This is a genomic window from Pseudomonas sp. FW305-3-2-15-E-TSA4 (genome assembly GCF_058787295.1).
The window spans coordinates 187,413-213,847 of the sequence record NZ_JBYSZP010000015.1 but is presented as its reverse complement, the minus strand read 5'-3'; the positions used below and the strand labels follow the sequence as shown (position 1 = coordinate 213,847).

Sequence of the window (26,435 nt, the reverse complement as noted above, 5' to 3'; positions counted from 1 at the left end):
GAGAGCGAGGCAGTGGTTTTCCCTGTGCGCACTTACACGATCAAAGCGATTGAGGATGTGCGGCCAGAAATTACCCGAGCGGAAAATTCCAAAGGGGAAGAAATTCTCCCGGGTGCCACGACCACTGACACCTCAATCAAGCTTAAAGGGAAAGGCGCTAAAGGTCAGAAAGTCCAGATCAAGGACGGCAATACCGTCAAAGGGACAGCCGACGTCGATCCACTGAGTGGTGACTGGGAGTTCTCCGTAACGGGCCTGACCGTCGCCTCCCATAGCTTCACCGCCACCGCGCAGTATGGCAGTGGAGTGGTATCGGATCCGCGGATCGTGGTCGTAACCGCTCCGACCGCGCCGACCATCAGCCGTGCAGAAGACTCCAAAGGGAATGAGATTCTCCCGGGCGCCACGACCGTTGACACTTCGATCAAGCTTAAAGGGAAAGGCGCTAAAGGTCAGAAAGTCCAGATCAAGGACGGCAATACCATCAAAGGGACAGCCGACGTCGATCCACTGAGTGGTGACTGGGAGTTCCCTGTGACGGGGCTGAGCGCCGACACCCATAGCTTCACCGCTACTGCGCGGTATGGTAATGAGGAGGTATCGCTTCCGCGGATCGTGGTCGTGGTGGCTGCCGACACACCGGCCATCACATCAGTAAAAGACGAGAGCAACTGGAACATCCGCGAAAACGGTTACACCGTGCACACCAGCGTCACGCTCACTGGCTCCGCGCCGGACGGCCAGGAGGTGGAAGTTTTCCTCGGTGCGGTCTCCAAAGGCAAGGCCAAGGCAAACAGTAACTCCATCTGGACCCGTACCGTGAGCGGGTTATCACTGGACGTGTTGCATACCTTCAAGGCCATTGGTCAATACGCAAATAACCCGCCGTCGAATACCTGGCGCCTGACCGTATTGAATGGGGTCCGGCCGGCCATCACCGGTGCGGAGGATTCCAAAGGGCAGCCAATCAGCAATGATGGAAGCACTGTTGACACCACTATTCGTCTGAGGGGGACGGCGACCAAGTATCTTGAGGTGGAAATTTTCGACGGTAACAGCTCCACTGGCAAAAGGGTCGAGGCCAATGGAAATGGCATATGGACGGTTGAACTGACCGGGCTGACACGTACGAAGCATGTGTTCAAAGCCAAGGCGTTGTATGGCAGCGGGACGGAGTCGGGAGAGTGGATAGTGAACGTGGTCGCTCCTGTTTTCCTCGTCGAAGACTTTCAGACATATCCACGACCGAATGCCGAGAACACGATCATAGCTCCAGGGAGCTTCATGCAGGGGACGAAAACCAAAACGACGGTTATTGTAAACACTGAGGGGTATGGTAGCTGTCGCAGCTCGGTGTTTGACTATTCCACGGGTCTGTGGAGCTATCTAAGGCGCATAAGTGTTTTCGACACATTTGCGTACTCAATAGCACTGCATCAAAATGATGCCAAGAGTATGACAATCAATTGCCACTTGGCTGCGCGGCAATTAAAAATCAAGCTAGAGTTCATACAAAAAAATAGTGTGGTGTCCTCAATGACGTTCTACGAGGGCAGCACCAACCACGACCATCAAATTTTTGAAAGAACCGTCGCCCCGGACAACGGTCAGGCGTTCGATACTATCCAATTCGTACTCACGGCGACGGGTGAACTTAATCAACTTAATTATTTCAGGTTAAACACGATCGCCTTCAAAAACTAAAAAGTTTCTGTTGCTTGGAATACACCGGTGGAAGGGGCGCAGATGAGCAAAAGGTGCTCCCCCGGAACATAAGTTCAGAGGAGATCACTTTTCCAAGAGCATCGTTGATTCAAAAAACGGTAATCCACGCTAAGCGCCTCTCCTTGATGGGGAGGTGCTTAGCAGTTGCTCCTAAAGCTGGTGTGTTTTCGATGAACTGAAGTGAACACAGGAGGTTGTTGGCCGGGGTAATGCTTTCCCACGAAAGTGTTACCCCGAGCAATTAACCCGAGCACAGCTGTATCCGAATACTCACCTCCATTACTCAAAACATATGCAGGCCAATTCTTGGGCTGCGAAAAACAATCTGGAATAAGGCGTGATAAGGGGACGAATTTATTTAATAGACTCACGCCTACAAGGGATCTTTGCCGGGCACTTAACCAGTGACCAACGCAGATCCACTGTAGGAGTGAGCCTGCTCGCGATGAGGCCATTACTGCTGTCGGCTATTCCTTTGGCACAACATTATCCAGCACCTGATTCACCGCCAACTCCCCCAGCATCACCACCTGCGCAATGCCCAACGCTGTATTACGACTCGGTCCCTCCAGCGTCCCGGCGAAATCACCGAGCATCACCGTGGCCGAGGCCAGGGATTCGCAGGCGTTGGCCAGCAGGGATTCGGTGTCGGTTTGTGGATTGACGAGGAACATGCTGCTAGGGGTGTATGGCGTTGCCATGATTTGCGCGGGCGCGAGGTAGTGGTCGAGGGCGCGTTCGGCGGCTTCATGGAGTTTTCTGGAGTTGAGGGATTCGTAGGGTGATAGCGGGTCTGTGATTGGCGGATTGGCTTGGGTTTCGGACATCAGCTGGAGCTCCGATCAAGGTACTTTGGAAGAATGACTCCCTGTAGGAGCTGCCGAAGGCTGCGATCTTTTGATCTTGTTTTTTAAAAGCAAAATCAAAAGATCGCAGCCTTCGGCAGCTCCTACAGGGGATCGGGCAGTTAGTTCGGCACGCCGCGGCCGTCGAGTACCCGGTTGACCATCAGTTCACTGAGCATGATCACCTGATGCAGCATCAGCATGGCCCGGCGCTGTGGGTTTTCGACGGTGTCGCCGATATCGCGGGCCATGTCGCTGGCGGCGGCCAAGGATTCGCAGGCTTCGACGAGCAAGGTTTCTTCGTCCACGGTGGGGTCGATAAGGAAGATTCTGTTCGCCTTGCATGACGAGGTTGAAGGGATCGAGATCTTCAATGCGCCGGGGTTGAGGTAGAAGTTGATGGCGCGGTCGGTTGCCGCTTTTATCTTCTGCGGGTCGAGGGCCGGGTCGTATGGGATCCGGTCGACGTCTGGGGGGTTGGGTGTGGCTTTGAACATAAATATCTAATTCCTGATTGAGGGCCGCGACCGTTCTCTACTAAAAGAAGGGTGGCGGCTGTGCACAGGTTAGTAGACCGGAGGAATTAGCAAGACCGGCGCGCTCAAGAGCGCCCTGCGCACAACCACCATCGAAGTGCAGGCATAGATACGCCTGGCTCAATGGGACTCATGCACTTACTAAAACCATACGGGCTACTAAACCCAACCACCGATGGGCAGTGGCAGGGAAACGATATAGCGCAGGGTATGGTCGTGTAAGCCGGCGGATTCTGGCGTACGCGTAGGTAACGGCGCAAGGCGTTGTAGCCGTTATGGCGTAACGGTTCGTGTACTTTAAACGTGATTGCAGGGGTGCGTTTATTGTGTGTGTGGAGAACCGGGATTGCTCCTGTAGTTTTGATGGTGCCTGGCAGGCCGCTTTCGCGAGCAGGCTCGCTCCCACAGTTGGAACGAGTGCATTCAGTTGGGAGGTTGGTCGGCTTGTGAGCCGTCATCGCTGGCAAGCTAGCTCCCACCATTTGACCGAGTGCATTCAGTCGGAGATTGGTCGATCGGGAGGCGCTTTCGCGAGCAGGCTCGCTCCCACAGGTTTCCTGGCGGCTCTGGTGATTTGTATTACGGCCTGAGGCATCTAGAAGGAACTGCCCGCTCACAGACCAGTCGCATGAACAGGAAGCCGTTTTTTCAGAGGAGTGAACGTGTCCAGCGATCCCAAGCGTCACGCCGTAGACGCACCCGTCATCCATCGCCTGCGCGTGTTGACGGTCAACACTCACAAGGGTTTTACCGCCCTCAACCGGCGCTTCATCCTGCCGGAACTGCGCGAAGCAGTGCGCAGCACCTCGGCTGATCTGGTGTTTCTGCAGGAGGTGGTGGGCGAACACGAGCGCCATTCCAATCGCTACCAGGAATGGCCGCAAACCTCGCAATACGAATTTCTTGCCGACAGCATGTGGAGCGATTTCGCCTACGGGCGCAACGCGGTGTACCCCGATGGTCATCATGGCAATGCGCTGCTGTCGAAATACCCGATCCGCGAATACCGCAACCTCGACGTGTCGATCACCGGCCCCGAGCGTCGCGGCCTGCTGCACTGCGTGCTGGACGTACCGGGCCACGCCGAAGTCCACGCGATCTGCGTGCACCTGAGTCTGCTGGAAAGCCACCGCCAACTGCAGTTGCAGCTGCTTTGCCAGTTGCTCGAATCATTGCCCGACGATGCGCCGGTCATCATTGCCGGCGACTTCAATGACTGGCAGCTGCAGGGCAATGCCGCCCTCGCCCGCCGCGATTACCTGCACGAAGCCTTCGAACGCCACCACGGCCGCCCGGCCAAGACCTACCCTGCGCGTTTTCCACTGCTGCGCCTGGACCGCATCTACCTGCGCAATGCCAGCAGCCACGACCCGCAGATCCTCGGCAACAAGCCGTGGACGCACTTGTCGGATCATTTGCCGCTGGCGGTGGAAGTGCATTTGTAAGCACAGACAATGACTTGGATATGTGCAGAAAAACAAACGCTTGCAGCGCCTGATTTAGCTGTACCGCTCATCGTGCAGTTTCTTGACGCATGGGCATCACTCTTCTTATCTCTACCTTACTACCCCCGGAATCACTAACCGGGGCGACCCTTCCGGCACTCGCGAAATCGAGCGCCGCGGTTCGCCCCGCTCCATTCGGTCGCCCCTCGTTCGGGGTAGGAGAGACGCCAGAAAAGAGATCCCGCATGCGCTTGCAAGGTAGACCTCCATGAAAAGCTCATTCACCCCACAAGAGATCAAAGTGACGTTTTGCACAGTGTCGAGTTCGATTCTGCTGTGCTCATCCATGGAGGCGCAGGCCGGACCTGCGGCGGATGAAACCACTCCCTGGTGTCGCCAGGACATGCCCGTTCTGACCCTGCCGGCGACCGTTGTCACCCCCGAGCCACAACGCCTGAGTCCACGTCCCGATTTGCGCGGCACCGACCTGATCACCGAAGATCTGGCGCCAGCAGCCTGGGACCGGTTGTACGGACAAAGCGCCCGGCAAGCGCAAACCGACGTACTTTCGCCAGGTTTTGCCACCCCCGGCAACGGCGACTTCAAAGGCCCGCCCGTGCTCACCGTGCAAAGCGCCGGCGGTCACACCCAGACGCTCGGCCTGATTGGCGGATACAACCAGATCCAGGCCAACAGCGCCGGCCTGATCAGCAGCCGCGCCCTCGCCGATCCGACCACCGACACCCTGAATCTGCAAGGCCAGAGCCTCGGTGCTTATTACCGTCTGACTGGCGCGCAGGGCTGGCATGTCGACCTGTCGGCCAGCGGTGGCCGGGTCAGCGGTTTCAGTCGTAACGAACAAGGCGCGCGCCAGGCCACCGAAGGCAGTGCAATGACCTTCTCGGTCGAAGGTGGATATCCGATCGGCCTGGGCGGCAACTGGGTGGTTGAACCCCAGGCGCAACTGATCAACCAGCGCATCACCCTCGACACCCCATACGCGGGTTCCGGCAATGCTTCGTCAACGGATCTGTCGGCGTGGAGCGGCCGCGTCGGCGCCCGCCTCAAAGGCAGTTACGATGTGAACGGTCTGCCGGTGGAACCCTACGTGCGTACCAACCTCTGGCATACGGTGTATACCGGCAACACGGTGACTCTCGATCAGGTCGACAAGATCAGCAGCAGTCGCAAGTCATCGACGGTCGAATTAGGACTGGGATTGGTTGCGCGGGTGACGCCGGCGGTCAGCCTGTATGTCAGCGCCGATTACAGCAGTGACGTGGATGACAACGATCTGAACGGGTTGATTGGCAGTCTGGGGGTGCGGATGCGTTGGTGATTTCGGCTTGAGGGGCGATGGCCTCTGAGCTGACGCCATCGCGAGCAGGCTCACTCCTACAGGGAGACGCATTCCAAATGTAGGAGTGAGCCTGCTCGCGATGGCAGCGACGCGGTCGCGGATCAACCCTCCGGCTTGAGAATCAACACCGCCAGCGGCGGCAGATTCAGCTCCAGCGACAGCGACTGGCCATGGCTCGGCACCTCTTCGGTAAACGCCCCGCCGCCATTGCCATAATTGGACCCGGCGTAGGTGTCGGCATCGCTGTTGAGCAGTTCTTTCCAGCGCCCGGCAAACGGCACGCCGACCCGGTACGACTGACGCGGCACCGGAGTAAAGTTGGCCACCACCAGCACCGGTTTTCCGTCCTTGCTCCAGCGCAGCCACGCGTACACGCTATTAATCGCGTCATCGCCAATCAGCCACTGGAAACCCTGCGGCGCATCGTCCTGGTCGTGCAGCGCCGGTTCTTCGCGGTACAAGCGATTGAGGTCGCCGACCAGTTTCTGCACGCCTTTGTGTTCCGAGTATTGCAGCAGGTACCAGTCCAGTTGCTGATCGTGATTCCACTCGCGCCACTGGCCGAATTCGCAGCCCATGAACAACAGCTTCTTGCCCGGATGGGTCCACATGAAGCTCAGATAGGCGCGCAGGTTGGCGAATTTCTGCCAGCGGTCGCCGGGCATCTTGTCGATCAGCGAGTGCTTGCCGTGCACCACTTCATCGTGGGAGATCGGCAGGATGAAGCGCTCGGACCAGGCGTAGACCAGACCGAAACTCAATTCGTTGTGATGGTGCGCGCGGTACACCGGATCCTGCTGGATGTAGTGCAGCGAGTCGTGCATCCAGCCCATGTTCCATTTGTAGGCGAAACCAAGACCACTCTGCTGGGTGCTCTGACTGACGCCCGGCCAAGCGGTGGATTCCTCGGCGATCACCAGCGCCCCCGTGGCCTCCAGCTCGACCACGTCATTCAAGTGGCGGAGGAAATCGATTGCCTCCAGATTCTCACGCCCGCCGTGGCGGTTCGGCACCCATTCGCCGGCCTTGCGCGAATAGTCGCGATAAAGCATCGAGGCCACCGCATCAACGCGCAGACCGTCGATGTGGAAATGCTTCAACCAGTGCAACGCCGACGCCAGCATGTAGCCGTGAACTTCGGTACGCCCGAGGTTGTAGATCAGCGTGTCCCAATCTTGGTGAAAGCCTTCCAGCGGGTTGCCATATTCATACAACGCCGTGCCGTCGAACTGCGCCAGACCGTGAGTATCTGTGGGGAAATGCGCCGGCACCCAATCGAGGATCACGCCGATATCGGCGCGGTGACAGGCGTCGACGAACTCGCCGAACTGCTCCGGCGTGCCGTAACGGGCGCTCGGGGCGAATTGCGAGAGCAACTGATAACCCCATGAGCCGCCAAACGGGTGCTCCATGATCGGCATCAGTTCGATGTGGGTGAAACCCAGTTCCTTGACGTAAGGAATCAGTCGTTCGGCCAGTTCCGGCCAAGTGTACTGGCGAGCGACTTCGCCCAGATCGTCCAGTTCGCACTGCCACGAGCCGGCATGCAATTCGTAGATCGACAGCGGCGCTGAATGCTTCTGCCGCTCGCGGCGGCCGCTCATCCAGTCCTGATCCTGCCAGTTGATCTGCAGCGGCGCGGCGACTTTCGAAGCGGTGTCCGGCGGCAGGCTGGTGGCCAAGGCCATCGGGTCGGCCTTCAACGGCAAGATGCCGTGAGCGCCGAGGATTTCGTACTTGTACAACTCCCCTGCTTGCAGGCGCGGAATGAACAACTCCCAGACCCCGGATGGATGCCGCAGGCGCATCGGATGGCGGCGACCATCCCACACGTTGAAATCACCGACCACCGACACCCGCCGGGCATTCGGCGCCCACACGGCAAAACGCACACCGTCGACGCCATCGACGGTGGTCAGTTGCGCGCCGAGGCAACTGCTGAGGTCGCGGTGATTGCCTTCAGCGAACAGATACAAATCCATTTCGCCGAGCAACTGGCCAAAGCTGTAGGGATCTTCCGCGACCTGTTCACCACCGGCCCAGCGCGTGCGCAGTAGGTACGGCCGCGCCTGATCGAAGTGACCGACAAACAATCCCGGTGTTTCGGTGTCTTGCAGTTCGCCGCGTTCTTCACCGCTGTCCTTGTCCAGCACTTCGACTTTCAACGCACCCGGCAGATAAGCGCGGATGAACTGCCCACCGGCACCATCACCGTGCGGGCCGAGAATGGAAAACGGGTCGTGGTGTTCAGCGCGCACCAGGGCGTCGATGTCCCGCGCCGCCGGCAATAACGCTTCTTTAGCGTGACCCTGTTCCTTGTTCGAGAAACTCATGACTACTCTCCACCAAGATCGGAAAAGGGTTTAAGCCCCGTCAATAACCCATACAAACCGTGCAACGGCACGGGCAGCCACGTGGGGCGATTTTCGGCTTCATAGGCCACTTCATAGGCCGCCTTCTCCAGGCCGAACAGCGCAAGCGCAGCGTCGGCACCCGCAGGATCCTGCCAGGCATGATCAAGACTAGCCGCCGCTTGGCGATATGCCTGAACAAATGCCTCGCGCGCCTCACGCAGGTAGCGCTCGGCAACGCGATGGCGGGCCGCTTCCGACTCTGGACTGTGATCGACGTTGTGCACGTTGATGGTCATCGCCGCCGCGTAATCGAAGGAACGCAGCACGCCGCTGACGTCCTTGTACGGACTGTGTTTGCCGCGCCGTTCGTGCAGCGGCCGCGCCGGTTCACCCTCGAAATCGATCAGATAGGCATCGCCCTTGATCACCAGCACCTGACCCAGGTGCAGGTCACCGTGGACGCGAATCCGCAAGCCGCCAACGGCTTTCTGCGCGAGTTCCTGCACATGGCCGAGGATGACTTTTTTGTTGTCGAGCAGCCGCGCGACCATTTTCTGATCCGCCGCGCTCAAGTGACTCTGATGTTGCTTGAGCAGCTTCAAGGCATGCTCGACCTGCGCCGCGACGTCCTTGCCGGTGGCTTGGGCGTCCTTGGCGCTAGTGGTTTTCGGAGCGAAGTCGGGATTGTCGCTCGGCGCCGCCAGCACCTGGTGCATTTCGCCCAGACGCTGGCCGAGCATGCCGGCAAAGTCCTTCAGTTCGCCGAGGGCGTTGTAATGCTGTTCCTGCTCGGACATCGCGTCCGCCAGCTCATCACGCAACGCCCGTTCGAGGTTGTTCTGCGTCCATTCCCAGGCATCGCCCTGATTGCTCAGATAGCCTTGCGCGATCATCAGCAGGTTGTCTTCGCCCGCGCCATCGCGGCGAATCACCGAGCCGAGCAGGGGCGAGATGTTGGCGAAACCGGCCTCGGTCAGGTACGCGCTCATTTCCAGTTCCGGGTGTACACCCGAAGCGACCTTGCGGATCAGCTTCAGCACCAGACTGTTGCCGATTACCACCGAACTGTTCGATTGCTCGGCCGACAGATAACGCACCTCGGATTCGGCACCGAGGCCGAGTTTTTCCAGCTGCGCGGTCGGCGCGAAACGAATCTCGCCCTGTTCGGAGTTGAGCACGGTGTTGCTCTGCATGCCTTGCAGCACCGCGTGGACAAACGTTTCGAGGCTGAACGCGTCAGTGATCAGACCGACCTGACGCCCGCGACGAACACGCGACAATGCCAGTTGCTGCGGCAACGCCGGCCCGACCTGATCTTCGGCGATGAAGCCGAACGGCAGTTGATAGCGGCTGGTCTGCCCGGCGCTGGTGACTTCTATTTCGCTGAGCAGCACCGGATGCTGCGCATCGCCGAAGCGCACGCCATAGGCCAGATTGACCTGCTCGATGGCCGCGTCCTTGCCGGCGAACCAGCGGCGGTTCTGCAGCCAGCTCGGCAGGATGCTCTGCTCCAGGGTGTTGCGGGTCGGCGTTTCGAGCAGTTCTTCCATGCGTTTTTTCAGCACCAGCGTGGTGAAGTCCGGCAGGCTCTGCGCCGGTTCCACGTGCCAGCTCGGCATCTGGTTTTCCGCAGCCAGGGCGAACCAGTAGAAACCGTACGGCGCCAGGGTCAGGAGGAAATTCAACTGGCCGATCGGCGGAAACGCGTTACCGCCGAGCATCTCCACCGGGACCATGCCGACGTAGGCCGACAGATCGAGTTCCGCCGCCTGCGCGCTGCGCGAGACGTTGGCCACGCAAAGAATGATTTCGTGCTTGCCATCGGCGTCGGTGAACTCGCGGGTGTAGGCCAGAATCCGTCGGTTGCTCGGCGAGAGCATCTTCAACGTGCCACGGCCGAACGCCTTGGACTGCTTGCGCACAGCAAGCATGCGTCGCGTCCAGTTGAGCAGCGAATGCGGATCGCCGGCCTGAGTCTCGACGTTGACGGAGAGATAACCGTATTGCGGGTCCATGATCGGCGGCAGCACCAGACTGGCTGGATCGGCGCGGGAAAAGCCGCCGTTACGGTCAATCGACCATTGCATCGGCGTACGCACACCGTCGCGGTCGCCGAGGTAGATGTTGTCGCCCATGCCGATTTCGTCGCCGTAATACAAAGTCGGCGTGCCGGGCATCGACAGCAGCAGGCTGTTGAGCAGCTCGACGCGGCGGCGGTCACGCTCCATCAACGGCGCCAAACGCCGACGAATGCCAAGGTTGATCCGCGCGCGACGGTCAGCGGCGTAGTAGTTCCACAGGTAGTCGCGCTCCTTGTCGGTGACCATCTCCAGCGTCAACTCATCGTGGTTACGCAGGAAAATTGCCCACTGGCAGTTGGCCGGAATCTCGGGGGTCTGACGCAGAATGTCGGTGATCGGGAAGCGATCTTCCTGGGCCAGCGCCATGTACATGCGCGGCATCAGCGGGAAGTGAAACGCCATGTGGCATTCGTCACCGTTGACGCCCTCGGCATCGGTGTCGCCGAAGTACAGCTGGGTGTCTTCCGGCCATTGGTTGGCTTCGGCCAACAGCATGCGGTCCGGGTAATTCGCGTCGATCTCGGCACGGATCTGCTTGAGGACGTCGTGGGTCTCCGGAAGGTTCTCGTTGTTGGTGCCGTCGCGTTCGATCAGGTACGGAATGGCGTCGAGGCGCAGGCCATCGATGCCCATGTCCAACCAGTAGCGCATCACCGACAGCACGGCTTTCATCACTTGCGGGTTGTCGAAGTTGAGGTCGGGCTGGTGCGAATAGAAACGGTGCCAGAAGTACTGGCCGGCGACCGGGTCCCAGGTCCAGTTGGACTTTTCGGTGTCGAGGAAGATGATCCGCGTGCCGTCGTACTTCTGATCGTCATCCGACCACACATAGAAGTCCCGCGCCGCCGAACCGGGCTTGGCCTTGCGCGCCCGCTGGAACCACGGGTGCTGATCCGAGGTGTGGTTGATGACCAGCTCGGTGATCACCCGCAAACCACGCTTGTGCGCCTCGGCGATAAAGCGCTTGGCATCGGCCATGGTCCCGTAGTCGCTGTGTACGCCGCGGTATTCGGCGATGTCATAGCCGTCATCGCGACGTGGTGACGGATAAAACGGCAGTAGCCAGATGGTGTTGACGCCGAGTTCGGCGATGTAATCGAGTTTGGCGATCAGGCCGGGAAAGTCGCCGATCCCGTCATTGTTGGAGTCGAAAAACGATTTGACGTGTACTTGATAGATCACCGCATCCTTGTACCAGAGCGGGTCTTTGATAAAGGTGGCTGCCTTGGGTTTCTTCGCCATGTGAAACTCCTGTTCAATTCTGTCAGACCACACGGATGCCCTGTGATGAGGGGCTCTGTGGTGAGGGGATTCATCCCCGACGGGCTGCGAAGCGGCCCTGCTTTTATTCAGTTTTTACCCAGTTGTTCTTTGTGGCTGCTGCGCAGCCAGTCGGGGATAAATCCCCTCACCACAAGTTTTTGAGCAAGGTCTTACGCGGCAGTAATCCGCCAAATCCCGAACGGCTGGTACGCCGGGTCAATGCGCATGAACTGATACTTGCCATGCCAGTCCCAGCGATGCCCGTTCATCAAGTCCTCACCGTGGGTGGTCGCGTCGTCGGGCAGGCCCATCTCCCACAGCGGCAACTCGAAATTGGCTTCCTGCACGTTGTGCGGATCGAGGCTCACCGCCACCAGAATGAAATTGCTGCCGTCGAAGCTGCGCTTGCCGAAGTACAGAATGTTGTCGTTCCAGGCGTTGTAGATTTTCAACCCCAGATGCGTGTGCAGCGCCGGGTTCTGCCGGCGGATGCGATTGAGCTGGGCGATTTCGGCGATGATGTTGCCCGGCGCATTGAAGTCGCGGACGCGGATCTCGTACTTCTCCGAATCAAGGTATTCCTCCTTGCCCGGCACCGGCGCCGCTTCGCACAACTCATAACCGGAATACATGCCCCACAGGCCCGAGCCCATGGTCGCCAGCGCCGCGCGGATCAGAAACCCCGGCCGCCCTGATTCATGCAGGAACGCCGGGTTGATGTCCGGCGTGTTGACGAAGAAGTTCGGCCGGTAGCATTCACGCCACGGCGACTCGTTGAGTTCACTGAAGTAGGTCGCCAGCTCCGACTTAGTGTTGCGCCAAGTGAAATAGGTGTAGCTCTGGGAATAACCGACCTTGCCCAGACGCGCCATCATCGCCGGTGTGGTGAACGCTTCGGCGAGGAAAATCACTTCCGGGTGCAGCGCCCGTACATCGGCGATCAGCCATTGCCAGAACGGCAGCGGCTTGGTGTGCGGATTGTCGACGCGAAAGATCTTCACGCCTTCGTTGACCCAGCCGACCACAATATCGCGCAGCTCGACCCACAGACTGGGGATCGCGTCCGGCGCATAGAAGTCGACGTTGACGATGTCCTGATATTTCTTCGGCGGGTTTTCCGCGTATTTGATCGTGCCGTCCGGGCGCCAGTTGAACCAGCCCGGATGCTGCTTGAGCCACGGGTGATCCTGCGAACACTGAATGGCGAAATCGAGGGCGATTTCCAGGCCATGCTCAGCGGCGGCGGCCACCAACCGGCGGAAGTCTTCGCGGGTGCCGAGCTGCGAGTGAATCGCCTCATGGCCACCCTCCTCGCTGCCGATCGCGTACGGACTGCCCGGATCATCGGGACCTGCGGTCAGGGAATTGTTGCGGCCCTTGCGGTGGGCGCGGCCGATCGGGTGGATCGGCGTGAAGTACAGCACGTCAAAACCCATGTCCTGAATCATCGGCAGGCGCGAGTGCACATCGTTGAATGTACCGTGACGCTTGGGATCGTCAGTAATCGAGCGCGGAAACAGCTCGTACCAACTGGCAAACTCGGCCAGTTCCCGTTCGACATCCACCGGGAATTCGGCGCTCAGGCTCAGATAGGCACGGTGATCGGCCTGCGCCATCAATTGCGCACTGCGCGAGTGCAGAAACAGCGCCACCTGCTCGGTTTCGAGCAAGCCGGACAATTCATGATGCAAGGCGGCGAGTTGCTCGCTGAGCTGACCGTCGCTGCGCTCGGCGCCCTGCAACACCATGCTGCGCCCTTCCTGCAGTTCGAGCGACACCGGGACGGCGGCGTTGTGCTTCTTCTCCAGTTCGTACTGGAAACTGGCGAAATGGTCGATCCACGCTTCGATGCAGTACAAATAGCGGCCCTGGCGCTCGGGACGAAACTGCCCCTGCCAACTGTTATTGCCCAGCTCGTTCATGACCTCGCTGTGCCAGCTCTCTTCGCCCTCCGCGCGCCAGCGGATGCGCACCGCCAGCTTGTCGTGACCGTCGGCAAAGACCTTGCTGGTGACGATCACGTCACGCTCGACGATCGACTTCACGGCAAACTGCCCGCCATCGAGGGTCGGCATGGTGTTTTCGATCACGATGCGCGGCAGCAGCAACGCCTGCGACAGCGGCATGTGCGGGTTGTAGCTCTGCTCTGAAGGTTTTTCAGCAGACATCGAGCATCTCTCCTTAACGCCCCAAGGACGCTCTTGTGCCGGAACAGTGTTCACAATGAGGCACCGGCCACGACTTGAACTGACTTAGGTTCCGAGCGACCGGCGCGGGGAAAAGTTCACAGGGATTTGCCTGAACAAATAAGCGGATCGAAATCGCCAACAGGTGGTCAATCCACTTAAGCACTTCTCACGCCATGTGCCACACGGAGGTCTACAGATGAACATCCCGATCCCGGCCGAAACGCCTGATCCGAACATCGACAAACCCACCCTGCCCGAGACCGAGCCACAGCCGATCCCCGAGCAGGAACCCCCAGGCACCACGCCACCGCCGAAGGAAGAGCCGCCGACGACGATGCCACCGGTGATCGTCTAAGCACCCAGCCGATCGTTCCCACCATCATGGGAACGATCGGTTACAGGTGCTGGTTTTTCTCCCCATCCTTCTCAAACATCCTGACCACCCGTGGCATCACGCTGAAAATCCCCAACGCCAGCAAAGTGCTGAGCAGCGCCGTCGCTTCCCTGCCCAACCCGGCCGCCACGCCGATCGCCGCCGTCATCCACAACCCGGCTGCCGTGGTCAGTCCTTTCACGTGCCCTTCGTCACCTTCCTGATTCTTCAGAATCGTCCCGGCGCCCAAAAAGCCGATCCCGGCGATCACTCCCTGCAACACCCGGCTCATCGCATCGGATTCAGCCCCTGAGGTTTGCGGCACCAGCACAAACAGCGCCGCCCCCAACGCCACCAGCATGTGCGTACGCACCCCGGCAGCCTTGCCCTTGTGCTCACGTTCGAAACCGAGAATTCCGCCCAGCACCGCCGCCATCAACAGGCGCACGGTGATGCGCGTCAGTTGCGAGGCATCGCCGACATCGGCGAACTCCGCTTGCAGCGTCACCCACACTTCATGCCACCAGGCGTTCATCGCTCCCTCCTTTCTTATTGGTCGTTAGTGGATGGACAGCGGCGACCATTAATCAGTTGCGCAGAACGATCGGCAAAGCACGCGCCCTAACCTTTCAGGTACTCATGAAAAAAGGACAGCCTCATGCCCGTTCGAATCGATGAATCCAATCCCGAAGCAAAAGTGTGTTTTTTCACCGTCGAAAATGGTGAAGAAATTCGTATCTGCGACACGCTGGAAGTCAAAACCGATAGCGAAAAAGCCATGTCGTTCGTAGAGATTGAAGGCCGGCGCGTTTACATCACCGAAGCAGAAGCCGATGCACTGACCGTCGCCGGTGCGAAGGATGGCCGCAAGCACCTGAAGGCTGACGAGAGTGATTCGGTGATTTGACTGACCCGGATCAACATCCGGCGCAGACGTCTGCGATAGGCGTTTGCGCCTGCGTCTGCGGGCTGCTTCAAGTTGTCGCAGGATGTGTACCAAACGCCATCTGATACGCTTTTTATTCAAATAGCTGAGTCTGTTATGCAAACAGATCGGCGCTCATAGTTCGTCCGCCTGATGGAGGCTGATGAGCGAATGACCATGAGCGAACAAATCCCCGTCCGAACCGTAGAAGCAAGCCCCACCATAAAAAATGTGCCCGGTCGCCCGATGAAGGCGAAGGCCGGCTCCACCGACAATCACATCCACACCCGCAGTTTCACCGGCCTGTTCCGTACCTTGCGCATCAGCGGCGCGGGCTTTCTCTTTTTGCTGTTCTTCGGCACCGTGTGGCTGAACTGGGGCGGTCGTCAGGCCGTGCTGTGGGACTTGGCCGAAAGCAAATTCCATATCTTCGGCGCGACCTTCTGGCCACAGGATTTCATCCTGCTCTCGGCACTGCTGATCATTGCCGCGTTCGGCCTGTTCGCCATCACCGTGTTCGCTGGCCGGGTCTGGTGTGGCTATACCTGCCCGCAGAGTTCGTGGACGTGGATCTTCATGTGGTGCGAAAAAGTCACCGAAGGCGAACGCAACCAGCGGATCAAACTGCAAGCGGCGCCCTGGGGCCTGAACAAACTGGCGCGGCGCGCGGCCAAGCACACTCTGTGGCTGGCGATCAGCGTGATGACCGGGCTGACGTTTGTCGGCTACTTCACGCCGATCCGGCCGCTGGCCGAAGAGCTGTTCACCCTGCAGATCGGCGGGGTCAGTCTGTTCTGGGTTCTGTTCTTCACCGCCGCCACTTACATCAACGCCGGTTGGCTGCGCGAAGCGGTGTGCATGCACATGTGCCCGTATGCGCGGTTCCAGAGCGTGATGTTCGACAAGGACACCCTGGCGATTTCCTACGACGTCGCCCGTGGCGAAAACCGCGGCCCGCGCAAACGCGACGTGAAACCCGCCGAAGCCGGCCTCGGTGATTGCATCGATTGCCAGTTGTGCGTGCAGGTCTGCCCGACCGGCATTGATATCCGCGATGGCCTGCAGATGGAATGCATCGGCTGCGCAGCGTGCATCGACGCCTGTGATTCGATCATGGACAAGATGAATTACCCGCGCGGCCTGATCCGCTACAGTTCTGAACGCGAATTGCAGGGTGGCAAGACCCATCTGCTGCGACCACGGCTGATCGGTTATGTCGCGGTGCTGCTGGTGATGATCGGCGCCCTGGCGCTGGCCTTGGTCGAACGGCCCATGGTCTCGCTGGATGTAACCAAGGATCGCGGGCTGTTCCGCGAGAACGGTCAGGGCCAGATCGAAAACATCTACACCCTCAAGGTCATCAACAAGACCCAACAGCGCCAGGACTACACCCTGAGCCTGATGGAGGGCGACGGCTTCCAGTTGCAGGGCAAGACCGAACTGAGCCTGGCGCCGGGGGAGATTGTCGATGTGCCGGTGTCGGTGGCGATGACTACCGAACGTCCGGCCAGCAGCTCGCAGACCTTGAGCTTCAAGATCGCCGACAGCGACGAGCCCGAGATTTATAGCGTGGCGAAAAGCAGGTTTGTGGCGCCGATGAATCGCTGATCCCTTAGACTGCGGCGCGGCCATTCGCGAGCAGGCTCGCTCCCACAGGGTTTTGTGGACACTGATATCCAGTGTGGAAGCGAGCCTGCTCGCGAATGAAGGCACCGCGGTCTTCCAGAATGAACCCAACCCGGACCCAAGATGAAACGCTACGAAAAATTCGCCGACGACATCGCTGAACTGATCCGCTCCGGCGTGCTCGGCCCCGGGCAACGGGTGCCGTCGGTGCGCTACGCCAGCCAGACTTACGGGGTCAGCCCGTCCACGGTGTTCCAGGCCTATTACCTGCTGGAACGTCGCGGTCTGATCCGCGCGCGGCCGCGCTCCGGTTACTTCGTCAACACTCACGCACCGAGTCCGTTCTCGGAGCCGGTGATCAGCAGCCACGTCAACGACTCCACCGAAGTCGACGTCAGCGAACTGGTGTTCTCGGTGCTGGAATCGATCAAGGATCCGAGCACCGTGCCCTTCGGCTCGGCGTTCCCCAGCCCGACCCTGTTTCCGTTGCAGCGCCTGTCGCGCTCGCTGGCCAGTGCGGCGCGGGAGATGGACCCGCGCATGGTGGTCACCGACATGTCGCCGGGCAATCCGCAACTGCGCCGGCAGATCGCTCTGCGCTACATGGTCGGCGGGCTGATGCTGCCGATGGAAGAACTGCTGATCACCAACGGCGCCCTCGAAGCGCTGAATCTGTGCCTGCAAGCGGTCACCGAACCGGGCGATCTGGTAGCCATCGAAGCACCGGCGTTCTACGCCAGCCTGCAAGTGCTGGAGCGCTTGAAACTCAAAGCCGTGGAAATCCCCGTGCACCCGCGCGACGGTATCGACCTCGGCGTGCTCGCCCAGACCCTGGAGCGCCATCCGATCAAGGCCTGCTGGTGCATGACCAGTTTCCAGAACCCGATGGGCGCGACCATGCCCGAGGCGAAGAAACAGGAACTGGTGGAACTGCTGCGCCGGCATCAGGTGCCGCTGATCGAGGACGATGTCTACGCCGAACTCTATTACGGTCAGCAAGCGCCGAAACCGGCCAAGGCGTTCGACACCGAAGGGCTGGTGATGCACTGCGGTTCGTTCGCCAAGAGCCTGGCCCCCGGCTACCGCATCGGCTGGGTCGCCGCCGGGCGTTACGCACAGAAAATCGAACGGCTGAAACTGATGACCTCGCTGTGTGCCTCAATGCCGGCGCAAGCGGCCATCGCCGACTACCTGCAACACGGCGGCTACGACCGCCATCTGCGCAAACTGCGCTACGCCCTGGAAGAACAGCAAAGCGCGATGCTCGCAGCGATTGCCCGCTATTTCCCGGCGCAGACCCGCGTTAGTCAACCGGCCGGCGGCTATTTCCTGTGGCTGGAACTGCCACCGCAGATGGATTCGTTGAAGTTGTTTCAGATGGCGTTGGCGCAGGGCATCAGCATCGCGCCGGGGCCGATTTTCTCGCCGACTCAGCGATTCAGGAATTGTATTCGCCTGAATTACGGCAGCCCGTGGACCGAGGATTCGGAGAAGGCGATGGAGACGTTGGGGCGGATTGTGCGGTCGTTCTGACAGACAGATGTTGCCGCTTATGACGCCTTCGCGAGCAAGCCCGCTCCCACAGTAGACCGCGTTTCTCCAGATGGAATGCGGTCTACTGTGGGAGCGGGCTTGCTCGCGAAAAGGCCAGATCAGGCAACACAAATCCCAACGGTCAGCGCCCGCCACCCAAATCAACAAACGTCCCGGTCGCATAAGAAGCCTTGTCCGACAACAACCAGACAATCGCCTCCGCCACTTCATCCGGGCGCCCGCCCCGGGCCATCGGGATCGCCGATTCAAGCTTGCTGACCCGATCCGGATCGCCACTCAGTGCATGGAAATCGGTATAGATATAGCCCGGACGCACCGCGTTGACCCGAATCCCCTCACCCGCCACTTCCTTGGACAGACCGATGGTGAAGGTGTCGAGTGCGCCTTTGGACGCGGCGTAGTCGACGTACTCGTTGGGCGAGCCCAGGCGAGCGGCGACCGAGGAGACGTTGACGATGCTGCCGCCCTGCCCGCCGTGCTTGGGTGACATGCGCAGGATCGCGTGCTTGGCGCAGAGGATCGGCGCCAAGACGTTGGTTTTCATGATTTTGAGAATGCGGAATTCGGACATTTCATCGACCCGCGACTTGTGCCCGACAGTGCCGGCGTTGTTCACCAGCGCGGTGACCCGCCCCAATTCGGTGTCGACCCGCTGAAACAGCGCGATCACTTCGTCTTCGATGCTGACATCGGCGCGTACCGCAATGGCTTGCGCCCCCAGCGCCCGCACTTGCTCCAGCACGCTTTGCGCGGCCTGTTCATCCGACTGATAGTTGATGCAGATCCGATAGCCCTGCCCGGCAGCCAACAACGCCGTAGCGGCGCCAATTCCGCGCCCGCCACCGGTGATTACCATGACTTTATCCATGCTGGCCCTTCCCCCCAATGCACACGTAACAGTCGGGTTGAAGAATAACCGCCATTGGGCGGTTTTGCATGGGCTCTGTCAAAGACAAAACCCTGCATGAGACTGAGATGTTTTTTTGTGGCGAGGGAGCTTGCTCCCGCTCGGCTGCGAAGCAGCCGTGACTCCGGGCAACACAGTGAAACCGAGTAAAAACGGGGCCGCTTCGCGCCCCAACGGGAGCAAGCTCCCTCGCCACAGAATGCAGTCAGACTGCCGCCAAAGCCTCTCCACGGGCAATGTTCTGCATGAACGCGTCCGCCGGCATCGGATGCCCCAACAGATAGCCCTGCAACGAATCACAGCCCAACTGCGTCAGGAAATCCTGCTGCACGCCGGTCTCCACGCCCTCGGCTACAATGCGCAAACCGAGTGCCTGGCCCAACGCCACAATCGCCGAGACGATGGCTGCGTCATCGCTGTCATGCTCCAGATCCCGGACAAAACCGCGGTCGATCTTCAGCTCGTTGGCCGGCAAACGCTTGAGGTACATCAGGCTCGAATAACCGGTGCCGAAGTCGTCGATCGACAGGTCGACGCCCATGTCGGACAACTCCTGCAACACCTTCATGCTCGCATCCGCGTCGCTCATGGCCGTGGTTTCGGTGATTTCCAGGGTCAGGCTGTTGGCCGGCAGGTGGTGGGTCGCCAGCGCCTTGGCCACGCTCTGCACCAGCCCCGCGTGGCAGAACTGCAAGGCCGAGAGGTTCACCGCAATGCGCCAGTCGGTGTAACCGAGCACGTACCATTCGCGCATCTGCCGGCAAGCTTCGTTGAGCACCCATTCACCGATGGCGATGATCAGGCCGGTCTTCTCTGCCAGATCGATAAATTTGTCGGGTAGCAACATGCCCTGGGTCGGATGCTGCCAGCGCAGCAGCGCTTCGGCACCGACCGGACGACCACTGATGGCGTCGAATTTGGGCTGGAAATACAGGCTGAACTGACTGTGTTCCAGCGCGGCGCGCAGATCTTGCAATAGCTGCAGCTGCTTGCGCGCGTTGCTGTTCATCGAAGCATCGAAGAAGCTGTAACCGTTTTTGCCGCTGCCCTTGGCGTGATACATCGCCGCGTCGGCATTCATCAGCAGTTCCTGGGCGCTCAGGCCGTTACCCGGGTACAGGGCGATGCCGACGCTGGCAGAAATCTGCAAGTCGTGCTCGGCCACGCGGAACGCCTGACCGAGCAACCCGACCTGACGCGCGGCCAGCCCCAGAGCATCGTCGGGTTCGCTCAGACGCACCAGCAGCACGAACTCGTCGCCGCCAATTCGCGCGAGCGTATCCTGACTGCGCAGATCTTCGCGCAGGCGCACCCCGACTTCACGCAGCAACTGGTCACCCATGTGGTGGCCGAAGGCATCGTTGACCGGTTTGAAACCGTCCAGATCGATAAACATCAACGCAAAACAACCGCCCTGCTCCTCGACCTTCTTCATCGCCTGATTGATCCGGTCGTCCAGCAGCATGCGGTTCGGCAGGCCGGTCAGAGTGTCGTGCAATGCCAGTTGCGTCAGTTCACGGTTGGCCAGGGTCAGCGAATGCGCCAGATCGGCGGTACGCGCTTCAAGGCGCGCATCGAGAATCGAAGTGAGCAAGGCGATCGACAGCACCGCCAGCGTGGTGATCAGCACCAGATTGTCGAGGCCGTTGCCCTTGAGGCCGTCGAGCGTTGCACCGCAGAAACTGCCGTCAGGAAATTGCGCGGCGGCCATGCCGGTGTAGTGCATGCCGACAATCGCGATGCCCATGATCACTGCCGCACCACCACGAATCAGACGCACATAAGGCGAGTGCTGGCGCAGGCGGAAGGCGATCCATAACGCCGCCGCCGAGGCCCCGACCGCGATCAGCAATGAGGCGCCGAACAGGGTCGGGTCGTAATCGATGCCAGGCGTCATGCGCAGCGCGGCCATGCCGGTGTAATGCATTGCACTGATGCCGGCGCCCATGACCAAAGCGCCAAAGGCCAATTGCCAAATCGGCAGTTTCGGCTGGCTGACCAGCCACAGGGCAAACCCGCAGGACAGCACGGCAATCAGCAGCGACAGCGCGGTAATCGCAATGTCGTAGCCCAAGTCGATCGGCAGCTTGAAGGCCAACATGCCGATGAAGTGCATCGACCAGACGCCGACCCCCATCGCCAGTGCACCGCCGGCCGTCCAGAAATGCACTGCGCGCCCACGGGCGCTGGCGATGCGCCCGGTCAAATCGAGCGCGGTGTAGGACGCGAGGATCGCCACACACAAAGAAATGAAAACCAGGGTGAAGGAATAATTACCGATGAGCATGAAGATTCTCGCGACCACCCGCGCCGTACTGCGTCCATTCTCGGCCGGGCAAATGCGGCGATTGTACTGATTGCGCAGAAGAACGCACTGACAAAGTAATCATTTTGCCATCAAGCCGATGAAACGCTTGTTTGATGGTTTTGCGAGGCTCTGGCCCGGGCCTCGTTCCCAGGATTCCGGCAATCAGCGCGATTGATGTGGGAGCGAGCCTGCTCGCGAAAAAGCCAGCACGTTCATCGCAGATATCGACCGAACTGACGCCTTCGCGAGCAGGCTCGCTCTAACGGATCAGCGATTGTCGCTGACATCGAGTTGTCCGTCCCAGCCGCCACCCAGCGCCGCAATCAATTGCACACTGGCGATCAAGCGGTTCTGCAGAATGTTCAGCACAGTTCGCTCGTTGCTCAGCGCCGTGGCTTGCACCACAACCACATCGATGTAGGCAATCAACCCGGCCTTGTACTGGTTCTGGGTCAGGCGCAGCGAGTCGCGTGCAGCATCCAGTGCTTCCTGACGCACCGCCGCCTCGTCTTCATACACCTTCAGTTGCACCAGATAGTTTTCCACTTCACGGAAGCCATCGAGTACGGTCTGGCGATACTTGGCAACGGTCTGGTCATACACCGCCTCGGTACGGTCAACCTCGGCCGAACGAATACCACCGTCGAATATCGGCAAATCCAGTTTCGGCCCGACCGACCAGAAACGGTTCGGCAGCGTTAAAAGATTTTTCGAGGTACTGCTGCTGTAGCCGCCGCTCATGCTCAAGGTCAGATCGGGGTAGTACGCCGCTTTCGCCACGCCAATATTGGCGTTGGCGGCGATCACCGAGCGTTCCGCCGAGGCAATGTCCGGACGTCGCTCCAGCAACTGCGACGGCAGGCTGAGGGGAATCTGCGGCAGATTTGGAATGTTCTGCGTTTCGGCAATGCTGAACTCGGCCGGCGCCTGCCCGGTGAGCACGGCGATGGCATTTTCAAACTGCGCCCGCTGCCAGATCAGGTCGACCAGATCGGCCTGAGTGGTTTTCAACTGGGTCTGCGCCTGCGCCACCGCATCACGCCCGGAAATCCCCGCGCGGTACTGGTTCTGGGTCATTTGCAGGGATTTTTCGTAGGCCGCGACGGTGGCTTCGAGCAGACGCTTCTGCTGATCGATAACCCGTAATTGCAAGTAATTCTGCACCAGCTCCGACTGCTGGCTCAGGCGCATCGCGGCCAGATCGGCGAAGCTCGCCTGGGCGCTGGCCTCGTTGGCTTCCAGGCCTCGGCGCAATTTGCCCCAGATATCCGCTTCCCAACTCACGCCCAACTGCGCGTTGTAGGTATCGCGAATACCGCTGGCCGAACTGCTCAGGCTTGAGCTGCTGCCGGTGCCTTGGCTCGACCGGGTCTTGCCCACGCTCAGGTCGACACTGGGATAAAACGCCCCACGGGCACTGCGCACCAAAGCCTGGGCCTGACGGAACTGGGCTTCGGATTGCGCGACGGTTTGGTTGGAACTGTTAAGTTTTTCGATCAGGCCATTGAGCTGCTGATCGCCGTACAACTCCCACCAGGCGCCGCGCGCCAGCGAATCGCTCGGATTGGCCTGACGCCAGCCCTTGGCCTCCTTGTATTGCGCGACCTCGGCGGTCTGCGGACGCTGATAGTCCGGGCCGACGGCGCAGGCACTGAGCATCGCCACGCACAGCGACAGGCTCAACAGGCGCGAGCCGCGCGCAGTGGCCAGATTGAGAAGCGAACGGTCAGTCATAGCGGAGTTTCCAGAGCGGCGTCAGTACGCACGCCACGCCACTTGTTGAAGCGGTGGCGCAGCTTGTCGAGATAGAGGTAAACCACAGGCGTGGTGTAAAGGGTCAATACCTGGCTGAAGATCAGGCCGCCGATAATGGTCAGGCCCAACGGCTGGCGCATTTCTGCGCCTTCCGCGCGGCCGAGCAGCAACGGCAAGGCGCCGAGGATCGCCGCCAGGGTGGTCATCAGAATCGGCCGCAGCCGTTGCAGGCAGGCGCTGCGGATCGACTCCAGCGGCGACAGGCCCTGATGGCGTTCCAGTTGCAGCGCCAGGTCGATCATCAGGATCGCGTTTTTCTTCACCACCCCGATCAGCAGGAACAAGCCGAGCAGGGAGATCAGGCTGAACTCGCCGCCCAGCGCATAGATCGACAACAGCGCACCGACCCCGGCCGACGGCAAGGTCGAGAGAATCGTCAACGGGTGAATGTAGCTTTCATACAGCACACCCAGCACCAGATACACCGCGAGCAGCGCACCGAGGATCATGAACGGCTGACTCTTCTGCGTCGCGGCAAAGGCATCGGCGGTGCCGGCCATTTTCGCGATCACGTCTTCCGGCAGACCGACCTTGGCAATCGCCCGCTCGATCGCAGCACTGCCCTGCTCCACGGTCACGCCTTCAGCCATGTCGAACGCGATGCTTTCGGAGGCGAACTGGCCTTCGTGGCTGACGCGGTCGTCTTCCAGGCTGTTTTCGTAATGGGCGATGGTCGACAACGGAATCCGCGCACCGTCAGCGGTAATCACCTGCACCTGATTGAGCGTCACCGGATCCTGCGCGTATTTCGGATTGACCTCCATCACTACCTGATACTGGTTGAGGCTGTCGTAGATCGTCGAAATCTGCCGCTGGCTGTAGGCGTTGTTCAACACCGCCGTGACCATGTTCATGTCGACTCCCAGGCGCTTGGCCTGATCACGGTCGACAATCAACGTCACCTGCTGTGCGCCGCGTCCTTCGCGGGCGTCGATCGCCGTCAGCTCCGGCAGTGCGCGCAGCGCGGTCACCACTTTCGGGTACCACTCGCGCAACGCCCCCAGATCGCCGCTTTGCAGGATGTAGCTGTATTGCGAGGTGGTCTGCTCGCGACCACCGCCGAATTGCAGATCCTGATCCGCCATCAGCATCAACTGGGCGCCGGGCACCTTGGGCATTTCCTTACGCAAGCGTTCGATGACTTTCTGCGCCGACAGGTTGCGCTCCTTGATCGGCTTCAGGCGCACCAGCATGAACGCGTTATTGGTGCCGTTGGTGCCGCCGATGAACCCGGCGACGCTTTCCACTGCTTCGTCCTTGAGCACGGCACGGCGGAAGGTTTCCATTTTCGGCTGCATCACGCTGAACGACAGACCGTCGTCACCCCGGACGAAACCGATCAACTGGCCGGTGTCCTGCTGCGGCATGAAGGTCTTCGGCACCACCACGTACAGCGCGACGTTGACCCCGACCGTAATGATCAGGCTGAGCAAAGTCAGACGGCGGTGGCGCAGCACCCAATCGAGGCTGGTCGCGTATTTGCCGACCATCCAGTCGTTGGCGCGACGGCTCCAGCGTTGCAGGCGGTTTTCCTGGCCCGGCGTGTGCGGCTTGAGCCAGCGCGCGCAGAGCATTGGCGTCAGGGTCAGCGAGACCACCAGCGAGACCACGATGGCTGCTGCCAGGGTGATGGAAAACTCGCGGAACAGGCTCTCGACAATCCCGCCCATGAACAGGATCGACAGGAACACCGCCACCAGCGACACGTTCATCGACAGCAGTGTGAAACCGACTTCCTTGGCCCCGAGATAGGCGGCCTGCATCGGTTTCACGCCTTCGTCGATGTGCCGGGAAATGTTCTCCAGCACCACGATGGCATCGTCCACCACCAGTCCGGTAGCCAGAATCAGCGCCATCAGCGACAAGTTGTTCAGCGAGAAGCCATAGAGGTACATCACCGCAAAGGTGCCGACCAGCGACACCGGCACCGCCAACGTCGGAATCAGCGAGGCGCGGAAATTACCGAGAAACAGGAACACCACCAGAATCACCAGCGCCACGGCGATCAGCAGGGTCATTTCCGCTTCGTGCAGCGTGGCCTTGATCACCGGCGAGCGATCCATCGCCAGGTTCAGCTTGACGCTGGCCGGCAGTACCGCCTGCAACGCCGGCAACTGCGCCTTGATCTCGTTGACCGTCTCGATGATGTTGGCGCCGGCCTGGCGGTTGATCACCAACAGCACCGCCGCGTCATCGTTGAAGAAACCGCTGTTGTAACGGTCTTCGACGCCGTCGCTGACTTTGGCCACGTCTTTCAGACGCAGGGCCGCACCGTCCTTGTAATGGATGATCAGCGACTCGTATTCCTTGGCTTTCTCCAACTGGTCGTTGGCCTGGATCTGCCACAGGCGCTCGCCGTCTTCGACCGAGCCCTTGGGCCGGCGCACGTTGGCCCCGGCGATGGTCTTACGCACATCGTCGAGCGCCACGCCGTACTGGTTCAGCGCCTGCGGTTCAAGTTCGATACGCACCGCCGGCAGCGAACTGCCGCCGATCTGCACTTCACCTACGCCCTGCACCTGGGACAGGCTCTGCGAGAGGATGGTCGAGGCCAGGTCGTAGAGCTGGCCTTTTTCCAGCACATCCGAGGTCAGCGACAGCACCATGATCGGTGCCTGCGACGGGTTGACCTTCTTGTAGGTCGGCATGCTGCGCATCCCGCTCGGCAACAGGTTGCGTGAAGCGTTGATCGCCGCCTGCACTTCCCGCGCCGCGCCGTTGATATCACGGTCGAGGTCGAATTGCAGAATGACCCGGGTCGAACCCTGGCTGGAGCGGCTGCTCATGGTGTTGACACCGGCAATCGCCCCGAACGAACGCTCCAGCGGCGTCGCCACCGTGGACGCCATCACCTCGGGACTGGCGCCGGGCAGACTGGCCTGGACCACGATCACCGGGAAATCCATTTGCGGCAGCGGCGATACCGGCAACAGGCCGAAACTGACACCGCCCAGCAGCATGATCGCCAGACTCAGGAGCATGGTCGCGACCGGGCGCTTGATGAAAGGACCGGAGAGGTTCATTGACCGCAATCCCCATCCACACACCTACCCACTGTGGGAGCGAGCCTGCTCGCGAATACGGTCTGACATTCAACGTTGATGGTGACTGATCCAGCGCTTTCGCGAG

General features: G+C 60.1%; 16 protein-coding genes and 1 pseudogene. 7 read left to right on the top strand and 10 right to left on the bottom strand.

Going from position 1 to position 26,435, the window contains the following annotated elements:
- Nucleotides 1-1,704 (top strand): annotated as a pseudogene (locus tag AC3WMV_RS21325) (hypothetical protein); the annotation flags it as partial.
- Nucleotides 1,705-2,192: 488 nt separating this feature from the next.
- Here AC3WMV_RS21325 and AC3WMV_RS21320 read toward each other — a convergent pair.
- Both AC3WMV_RS21320 and AC3WMV_RS21315 read right to left on the bottom strand, forming a co-directional pair.
- Nucleotides 2,193-2,552 (bottom strand): DUF6124 family protein, encoded by a 360-nt coding sequence (locus AC3WMV_RS21320; protein WP_492561400.1) that lies wholly within the window; start codon nucleotides 2,550-2,552, stop codon nucleotides 2,193-2,195.
- Nucleotides 2,553-2,692: 140 nt separating this feature from the next.
- Entirely contained in the window at nucleotides 2,693-3,067 is a 375-nt protein-coding gene (locus AC3WMV_RS21315) for a DUF6124 family protein (protein ID WP_103367456.1), read from the bottom strand.
- A 701-nt stretch (nucleotides 3,068-3,768) separates the two neighbouring features.
- Here AC3WMV_RS21315 and AC3WMV_RS21310 point away from each other — a divergent pair.
- Both AC3WMV_RS21310 and AC3WMV_RS21305 read left to right on the top strand, forming a co-directional pair.
- A complete protein-coding gene (locus tag AC3WMV_RS21310; RefSeq protein ID WP_027613718.1) occupies nucleotides 3,769-4,551 on the top strand; it encodes an endonuclease/exonuclease/phosphatase family protein in 783 nt (260 codons plus the stop codon).
- A gap of 268 nt (nucleotides 4,552-4,819) precedes the next feature.
- Nucleotides 4,820-5,890 (top strand): autotransporter domain-containing protein, encoded by a 1,071-nt coding sequence (locus tag AC3WMV_RS21305; RefSeq protein WP_103367457.1) that lies wholly within the window; start codon nucleotides 4,820-4,822, stop codon nucleotides 5,888-5,890.
- 122 nt (nucleotides 5,891-6,012) lie between these two features.
- Here the strand turns inward: AC3WMV_RS21305 and glgB are convergent, their stop codons facing one another.
- From glgB to AC3WMV_RS21290, 3 genes are all read right to left on the bottom strand, one after another.
- Entirely contained in the window at nucleotides 6,013-8,244 is a 2,232-nt protein-coding gene (gene glgB, locus AC3WMV_RS21300) for a 1,4-alpha-glucan branching protein GlgB (protein WP_103367458.1), read from the bottom strand.
- A gap of 2 nt (nucleotides 8,245-8,246) precedes the next feature.
- Complete coding sequence (gene treS, locus AC3WMV_RS21295; protein ID WP_027613721.1) at nucleotides 8,247-11,588, bottom strand: maltose alpha-D-glucosyltransferase; 3,342 nt, start codon at nucleotides 11,586-11,588, stop codon at nucleotides 8,247-8,249.
- A gap of 191 nt (nucleotides 11,589-11,779) precedes the next feature.
- Entirely contained in the window at nucleotides 11,780-13,777 is a 1,998-nt protein-coding gene (locus tag AC3WMV_RS21290) for an alpha-1,4-glucan--maltose-1-phosphate maltosyltransferase (RefSeq protein WP_103367459.1), read from the bottom strand.
- Nucleotides 13,778-13,994: 217 nt separating this feature from the next.
- On the opposite strand from AC3WMV_RS21290, the gene AC3WMV_RS21285 reads away from it, so the two are divergent.
- Nucleotides 13,995-14,153 (top strand): hypothetical protein, encoded by a 159-nt coding sequence (locus tag AC3WMV_RS21285; protein WP_003224520.1) that lies wholly within the window; start codon nucleotides 13,995-13,997, stop codon nucleotides 14,151-14,153.
- A gap of 40 nt (nucleotides 14,154-14,193) precedes the next feature.
- Here AC3WMV_RS21285 and AC3WMV_RS21280 read toward each other — a convergent pair whose 3' ends face one another.
- Entirely contained in the window at nucleotides 14,194-14,706 is a 513-nt protein-coding gene (locus tag AC3WMV_RS21280) for an MgtC/SapB family protein (protein WP_027613723.1), read from the bottom strand.
- Nucleotides 14,707-14,829: 123 nt separating this feature from the next.
- Between AC3WMV_RS21280 and AC3WMV_RS21275 the strand changes: the two genes are divergently transcribed.
- The 3 genes from AC3WMV_RS21275 (at nucleotide 14,830) to mapR (ending at nucleotide 18,255) form a co-directional block, all read left to right on the top strand.
- A complete protein-coding gene (locus AC3WMV_RS21275) occupies nucleotides 14,830-15,078 on the top strand; it encodes a DUF3203 family protein (protein WP_027613724.1) in 249 nt (82 codons plus the stop codon).
- 195 nt (nucleotides 15,079-15,273) lie between these two features.
- Nucleotides 15,274-16,704 (top strand): cytochrome c oxidase accessory protein CcoG, encoded by a 1,431-nt coding sequence (gene ccoG / locus AC3WMV_RS21270; protein ID WP_103367609.1) that lies wholly within the window; start codon nucleotides 15,274-15,276, stop codon nucleotides 16,702-16,704.
- A 141-nt stretch (nucleotides 16,705-16,845) separates the two neighbouring features.
- Entirely contained in the window at nucleotides 16,846-18,255 is a 1,410-nt protein-coding gene (gene mapR, locus AC3WMV_RS21265; protein ID WP_008087199.1) for a GntR family transcriptional regulator MpaR, read from the top strand.
- 142 nt (nucleotides 18,256-18,397) lie between these two features.
- On the opposite strand, the gene AC3WMV_RS21260 is transcribed toward mapR, so the two are convergent.
- From AC3WMV_RS21260 to AC3WMV_RS21245, 4 genes are all read right to left on the bottom strand, one after another.
- Nucleotides 18,398-19,144, bottom strand: a complete 747-nt coding sequence (locus AC3WMV_RS21260) for an SDR family oxidoreductase (RefSeq protein ID WP_007968514.1) — start codon at nucleotides 19,142-19,144, stop codon at nucleotides 18,398-18,400.
- 244 nt (nucleotides 19,145-19,388) lie between these two features.
- Nucleotides 19,389-21,470: a putative bifunctional diguanylate cyclase/phosphodiesterase gene (locus tag AC3WMV_RS21255; RefSeq protein ID WP_027613727.1), complete on the bottom strand. Its 2,082-nt coding sequence runs from the start codon at nucleotides 21,468-21,470 to the stop codon at nucleotides 19,389-19,391.
- Between the two features lie 288 nt (nucleotides 21,471-21,758).
- On the bottom strand, nucleotides 21,759-23,225 hold the full coding sequence (locus tag AC3WMV_RS21250) for an efflux transporter outer membrane subunit (protein ID WP_103367460.1): 1,467 nt from the start codon (nucleotides 23,223-23,225) through the stop codon (nucleotides 21,759-21,761).
- Complete coding sequence (locus tag AC3WMV_RS21245; protein WP_103367461.1) at nucleotides 23,222-26,329, bottom strand: efflux RND transporter permease subunit; 3,108 nt, start codon at nucleotides 26,327-26,329, stop codon at nucleotides 23,222-23,224. Before AC3WMV_RS21245 ends, AC3WMV_RS21250 begins: the two co-directional genes overlap by 4 nt.
- Nucleotides 26,330-26,435 lie beyond the last annotated feature (106 nt).

Coding starts and splice junctions, on each gene's coding strand:
- AC3WMV_RS21305 (WP_103367457.1), top strand. CDS start 4,820: ATGAAAAGCTCATTCACCCCACAAGAGATCAAAGTGACGTTTTGCACA.
- AC3WMV_RS21275 (WP_027613724.1), top strand. CDS start 14,830: ATGCCCGTTCGAATCGATGAATCCAATCCCGAAGCAAAAGTGTGTTTT.
- AC3WMV_RS21255 (WP_027613727.1), bottom strand. CDS start 21,470: ATGCTCATCGGTAATTATTCCTTCACCCTGGTTTTCATTTCTTTGTGT.
- AC3WMV_RS21260 (WP_007968514.1), bottom strand. CDS start 19,144: ATGGATAAAGTCATGGTAATCACCGGTGGCGGGCGCGGAATTGGCGCC.
- AC3WMV_RS21245 (WP_103367461.1), bottom strand. CDS start 26,329: ATGAACCTCTCCGGTCCTTTCATCAAGCGCCCGGTCGCGACCATGCTC.
- mapR (WP_008087199.1), top strand. CDS start 16,846: ATGAAACGCTACGAAAAATTCGCCGACGACATCGCTGAACTGATCCGC.
- AC3WMV_RS21280 (WP_027613723.1), bottom strand. CDS start 14,706: ATGAACGCCTGGTGGCATGAAGTGTGGGTGACGCTGCAAGCGGAGTTC.
- AC3WMV_RS21250 (WP_103367460.1), bottom strand. CDS start 23,225: ATGACTGACCGTTCGCTTCTCAATCTGGCCACTGCGCGCGGCTCGCGC.
- AC3WMV_RS21290 (WP_103367459.1), bottom strand. CDS start 13,777: ATGTCTGCTGAAAAACCTTCAGAGCAGAGCTACAACCCGCACATGCCG.
- treS (WP_027613721.1), bottom strand. CDS start 11,588: ATGGCGAAGAAACCCAAGGCAGCCACCTTTATCAAAGACCCGCTCTGG.
- glgB (WP_103367458.1), bottom strand. CDS start 8,244: ATGAGTTTCTCGAACAAGGAACAGGGTCACGCTAAAGAAGCGTTATTG.
- AC3WMV_RS21315 (WP_103367456.1), bottom strand. CDS start 3,067: ATGTTCAAAGCCACACCCAACCCCCCAGACGTCGACCGGATCCCATAC.
- AC3WMV_RS21320 (WP_492561400.1), bottom strand. CDS start 2,552: ATGTCCGAAACCCAAGCCAATCCGCCAATCACAGACCCGCTATCACCC.
- ccoG (WP_103367609.1), top strand. CDS start 15,274: ATGAGCGAACAAATCCCCGTCCGAACCGTAGAAGCAAGCCCCACCATA.
- AC3WMV_RS21285 (WP_003224520.1), top strand. CDS start 13,995: ATGAACATCCCGATCCCGGCCGAAACGCCTGATCCGAACATCGACAAA.